Genomic DNA, 5,456 nt, shown 5'->3' with positions numbered 1-5,456 from the left:
GGCAGCTCCGCCGGGCGGCCCGACACGGTCGCGCCGAACACCACGTCGTCGCGGCCGAGCATCCGGCCGAGGACGATGCCCCACGCGGCCTGGAGCACGGTGTTGAGCGTGGCGTCGTGGCGGCGCGCGACGCGGGTGAGCCGGCGGGTGAAGCGCTCCTCCAGCTCGGTGACGGCGCGGCCGGGCGGGACCGGCCGCAGCCCGGCGGCCTCGGGCGCGACCAGGCACGGCTCGTCCAGGCCGGACAGCGCCTTCTGCCAGGCGACCTCGGCGGCGTCGCGGTCCTGCCCGGCGAGCCAGGCCAGGTAGTTCTTGTACGGGGTGACGCGCGGCAGGGCGGTGTCGTCGCCGCCCCGCACGTACAGCAGAAACAGCTCGGTCGCGAGGACCGGGGTGGACCAGCCGTCCAGCAGGATGTGGTGGTTGGTCAGGACCAGCCGGTGCCGGTCCGGGCCGCGCCCGACCAGGACGAACCGCAGCAGCGGCGGCTCGGTCAGCTCGAACGGCCGCGCCCGCTCGCGCGCCACGACCGCGTCCGCCTCGGCGTCGTCCGCCGCCTCGGTCTCCTCCCAGGGCAGTTCCACCGAGCGCGGGACGACCTGGACGGGCTTGGACAGGTCCTCGTGCCAGAACGCGGCCCGCAGGTTGGCGTGCCGGCGCAGCAGCGCCTCCGCCGACCGGCGCAGCGCGGCCCGGTCCAGCGGGCCGTCCAGGTCGAGGACGAGCTGCGCGGTGTACACGTCGTCCGCGGCGTCGTCGAAGACGGCGTGGAAGTAGAACCCCTGCTGCAGCGGTGACAGCGGCAGGATGTCCTCGAGGTCCCCCCGGTTCACTGCCTGCTCCTCCACGCCTCTTGCAGCCGGTCGATCTCGCCTTGGTCCAGGTCCACCAGCAGGTCGGACGCGGTGAACCCGCCCGCCTCGCCGGACGCCGCGTGCGCGACCAGGCCGCGCAACGCCGCGAACCACGCCTCGGCGAGGTCGCGGACGTCGTCCTCGGCGAGCAGGCCGTCCGGGAACGACCACACCGCGGTCAGCTCCGGCCCGGACGGCAGGTCCCGGGTCACGGCGTTGACCTCCAAGGCGTGCGCCGCGGGCATCCGCGGGTCCTCGCCGGCGGGCAGCTCCTCGGGCGCGATCTCCCAGTCGCCGCCGCCCCCGGCCGCGACCCGGCCCAGGTAGTTGAAGGCGAGCTGCGCGGACGGGATCTCGGCCAGCTCCTCCGCCGCGTCCGGGCCGCCGCAGTAGCGCAGCAGGCCGTAGCCGAGGCCGCCGCCGGTGCCCGGCACCGCGCGGAGCTGCTCCTTCACCTTCTTCAGCGCCGTCCCGACGACCGGGCCGCCGCGTTCGATCTCGGCCCATTCGGTGGTGCCCGGATCGAGCCGGACGGGGTGGATCGCGGTGAACCAGCCCGCCGTCCGGGACAGGTCCACGCCCGGCACGGCGTCCTCGCGGCCGTGCCCTTCCAGGTCGACGAGCACGCCGCCGGTCGAGCGGCCGCCGCGCCGCCTGCGCCAGTGCGTCACGGCGAGCGCCAGCCCGGTCAGCAGGACGTCGTTCACGCGGCCGTGGTAGACCGCCGGGACGTCGCTGAGCAGCGGCCCGGTCACCTCGGCGGGCAGCGTCAGCCGGACCGACGCGGCGCGCGCGGCGATGTCCACGCGGGGGTCGAGCGGACGGTCGGCGATGTCCTGCCTCGGCCCGTCGGCGATGTCGAGCCAGTCGTCCAGGTCGCCGGTGACGGCCTTGTCGGACGCGGCGCCGGTGAGCTTCTGCGCCCAGCGCCGGAACGACGTCGGGACGGGTTCGAGCTCGGCCCCGGCCCAGGCCGCGACGAGGTCGGGCAGGACGATCCGCCAGGACACGCCGTCCACGGCCAGGTGGTGCAGGACGACCAGGAGCCGGCCGCGCTCGTCGCCGGCGTCCAGCCAGACGACCCGGGCGACCTCGCCGCGCGTCGGGTCGAGGGCGTCGCGCGCGGCGGCCGCCTGGTCGGTGACGACCTGCTGGAGCTTGTCGGCGTCCAGGCCCGCCACGTCCACGCGGCTCACCAGGCCGGACGCCGGGACGCTCCCGGCGGGCCGGACGACCGGCCGCCAGTCGTCGCCGTCCACGTCGAGCGTCAGGCGGAGCATGTCGTGGTGGTCCAGCACCCGCTGGACCGCGGCGGTGAGCCGCTCGACGCCGAGGCCGGGCGGCGTGACCAGCAGGGTCGCCTGGTGGAAGCCGGAGATCAGGGCGGCGTCGCCGCCGACCCGCTCCCGCAGCCAGCCGACGATCGGCGTCACCGGGACGGGCCCGGTCCCCGTCCCCGGCTCCTCGACCTCGACGCGCTCGTCCTCGCCCGCCGGCCGGGCGACGGCCGCGAGCCCGGCCACGGTCTGGTGCTGGAAGACGTCCCGGGGTGAGATCACCAGGCCCTGCTGGCGGGCGCGGGACACGAGCTGGATGGCGATGATCGAGTCGCCGCCGAGGTCGAAGAACCCGTCGTCGATCCCGACCTTCTCCAGCCCGCCGAGGACCTCGGTGAACAGCGCCGCGAGGGTCTCCTCTTCCGGGGTCCGCGGAGCGCGCGAGGCGGCGTTGGCGTGGAAGTCGGGGGCGGGCAGCGCCTTGCGGTCGAGCTTGCCGTTGGAGGTCAGCGGAAGCGCGTCGAGCGTGACGACGGCCGCCGGGACCATGTGGTCCGGAAGCGCCCCGTTGACGAACCGCCGCAGCTCAGAGGCATCGAGTTCGAGGCCCGGGGTGGACGGCACGGCGTAGGCGATCAGCTTCTCGTCACGCAGGACCACCGCCGCGTCAGCGACCGTCTCATGCCGCACCAGAGCCGACTCGACCTCGCCCAGCTCGATCCGGAACCCGCGCAACTGCACCTGCTGGTCGGAACGTCCCAGGTACTCAAGGCGGCCGTCGCCCAGCCAGCGGCCGAGGTCACCCGTCCGGTACATGCGCGAACCGGGTTCCGTGCCGAACGGGTCGGCGACGAACCGTTCGGCCGTCAGGCCGGGCCGGTTCAGGTACCCGCGCGCCAGACCGGCGCCCGCAACGTAGAGCTCACCGACCACACCCGCCGGAACAGGCTGCAACCGCTCGTCCAGCACATAGACACGCAGGTCAGGAATGCCTGTGCCGATGACGCTGCCCGGCGCGGACGCCGCATAGGCCCGATCGAGCGCCACGTAGGAGACGTGCACGGTCGTCTCGGTGATCCCGTACATGTTGACCAGCGTCGGAGCGGCCTCGTCGTGGCGGCTGTACCAGTCATCCAGTCGGCCCAGTTCCAGGGCCTCACCGCCGAACACCACATACCGCAGCGCCAGGTCGGTGCCCGGGTTCTCCCGGTCAGCGGCCATGAGCTGGTAGAACGCGGACGGCGTCTGGTTGAGGACGGTGACCCTCTCGGCCGCCAGCAGCTTCAGGAACTCATCCGGCGACCGCGACGTCAGGTACGGAACGACGACCAACCGGCCGCCGTACAGCAGCGAACCCCACAGCTCCCACACCGAGAAGTCGAACGCATACGAGTGGAACAGCGTCCACACGTCGTCCGGCCCGAACGAGAACCAGGGCTCGGTGGAACTGAGCAAGCGGACGACGTTCTGGTGCGGAACGACCACACCCTTCGGGCGGCCTGTCGAACCGGACGTGTAGATCACATACGCCGGGTTGTCCGGCGACACGTGAACGTCGTCCAGGTTCTCCGACGAGTAGTCCCCGTCCACCTCGATGCTGCTGAGGGTCAGGACAGGCGAGGCGTCCTCGACCATGTAGGCGATCCGGTCCGCCGGATAGTCCGGGTCGATAGGAACGTACGCCGCGCCGGTCTTGAGCACGGCCAGGATCGCGATCACGAGGTCCGTCGAACGCGGGAACGACAGCGCGACGAACTGCTCCGGTCCGACGCCCTGCGCGGCCAGATGCCGGGCGAGCCGGTTGGCAGCGGCGTTGACCTCGGCATACGTCCACGAACGGCCATCGAACGTCACCGCCACCGCCGACGGACGAGACGCCACCTGCGCCTCGAACAGCGCCGGAATCGTCGTACGTTCGGCAGCCGTGGCCGGAGTGGCCGGAGCCGAGCCGCCCGCCCAGTCATCCAGGATGACGCGGCGCTCGGCCGGGTCGAGCACCTCGACCTCGCCGACACGGGCGTCCGGGGCGGCGAGAAGCGTGGTGAGGAAGCGTTCGAAGCGGGCGGCGAGCCCGGCGGCGGTCGCCGGGTCGTAGAGGTCGAGGGCGAACTCCAGCTCGCCGTCCACTCCGGCGGGACCGCCGTCCGGGCCGGTCCGCTCGGTGAGGACCATGAGCAGGTCGAAGCGGGCGACCCCGGCGTTCAGCGGCTCGGGCTCGGCGCTGAAGCCGGGCAGTTCGAGCCGGGCCTCCGGGTTGTTCTGGAAGGTCAGGCCGACCTGGAACAGCGGGTGGCGGCCGAGGTGGCGCGGCGGGTTCAGCACCTCCACCAGCCGCTCGAACGGGACGTCCTGGTTGGCGTACGCGGCGAGGTCGGTCTCCCGCACCCGTCCGACCAGCTCACGGAACGTCGGGTTCCCGGACGTGTCGGTCCGGAAGACGAGCATGTTGACGAACATGCCGACCAGGTCGTCCAGGGCCTCGTCGGTACGGCCCGCGATCGGCGAGCCCACCGGGACGTCCGTTCCGGCCCCGAGGCGGGTCAGCAACGCCGCGAACGCGGCCTGCGCGACCATGAAGGGGCTCGCGCCGGTTTCGCGGGCGAGCGCGAGCAGGGCTTCGTGGGTGGCGGGCGGCAGGGTGAAGCGGGTGGTCCCGCCCCGGTAGGACGCCTCGGCCGGACGCGGCCGGTCGGACGGCAGAGCCAACTCCTCCGGAAGCCCGTCCAGCGCCGACTTCCAGAACGCGATCTGCGACGCCACCAGCGACGACGCGTCGTCCTCGGAGCCGAGGAGTTCCCGCATCCAGAGCGTGTAGTCGGCGTACTGGACCGGCAGCGGAGCCCACGACGGTGCGTCCCCGCCGACCCGCGCCACATACGCCGTCAGCACGTCCCGCGCCAGCGGAGCCATCGACCAACCGTCGCCGGCGACGTGGTGCATCAGCAGGAGCACCACGTGCTCGTCGGCCGACAGCCGGAAGAGCGTCACGCGCAGCGGCGGTTCGGCGGAGATGTCGAAGGCGTGCCCGGCGGCCGTGCCCAGCCGCATCGGCAGTTCGGCCTCGCTGCTCTCCACGACCGTGAGCTGGGGCGTGGCGTGCTCGGGAGCCAGGACGAGCTGGCGCGGGACGCCTTCCTCGTCCGGCAGGACGGTCCGCAGCGTCTCGTGCCGGGCGACGACGTCGGCGATCGCGGCGCGCAGCGCGGCCTCGTCCAGCGCGCCGCGGATCCGTAGCGCGACCGGCATGTTGTAGGTCGCCGACGGCCCCTCGAACCGGTTGAGGAACCAGAGCCGCTGCTGCCCGTACGACAGCGGCAGCAGCGCC

2 protein-coding genes are annotated in these 5,456 nt (G+C 73.2%); both read right to left on the bottom strand.

The annotated features are described in order from the left end of the window. On the bottom strand, positions 1-833 hold an 833-nt coding region (locus AB0J52_RS25425; protein WP_500184730.1), incomplete at its 3' end, for a condensation domain-containing protein. Next, positions 830-5,456: amino acid adenylation domain-containing protein (locus tag AB0J52_RS25420; RefSeq protein WP_500184728.1), on the bottom strand; the 4,627-nt coding region annotated here is incomplete at its 5' end. The genes AB0J52_RS25420 and AB0J52_RS25425, both read right to left, overlap by 4 nt.

Source organism: Spirillospora sp. NPDC049652 (genome assembly GCF_040675125.1).
Lineage (GTDB): Bacteria > Actinomycetota > Actinomycetes > Streptosporangiales > Streptosporangiaceae > Spirillospora.
Note: the sequence above shows the minus strand (reverse complement) of the source record. Positions and strands in the feature narration are given on the sequence as shown.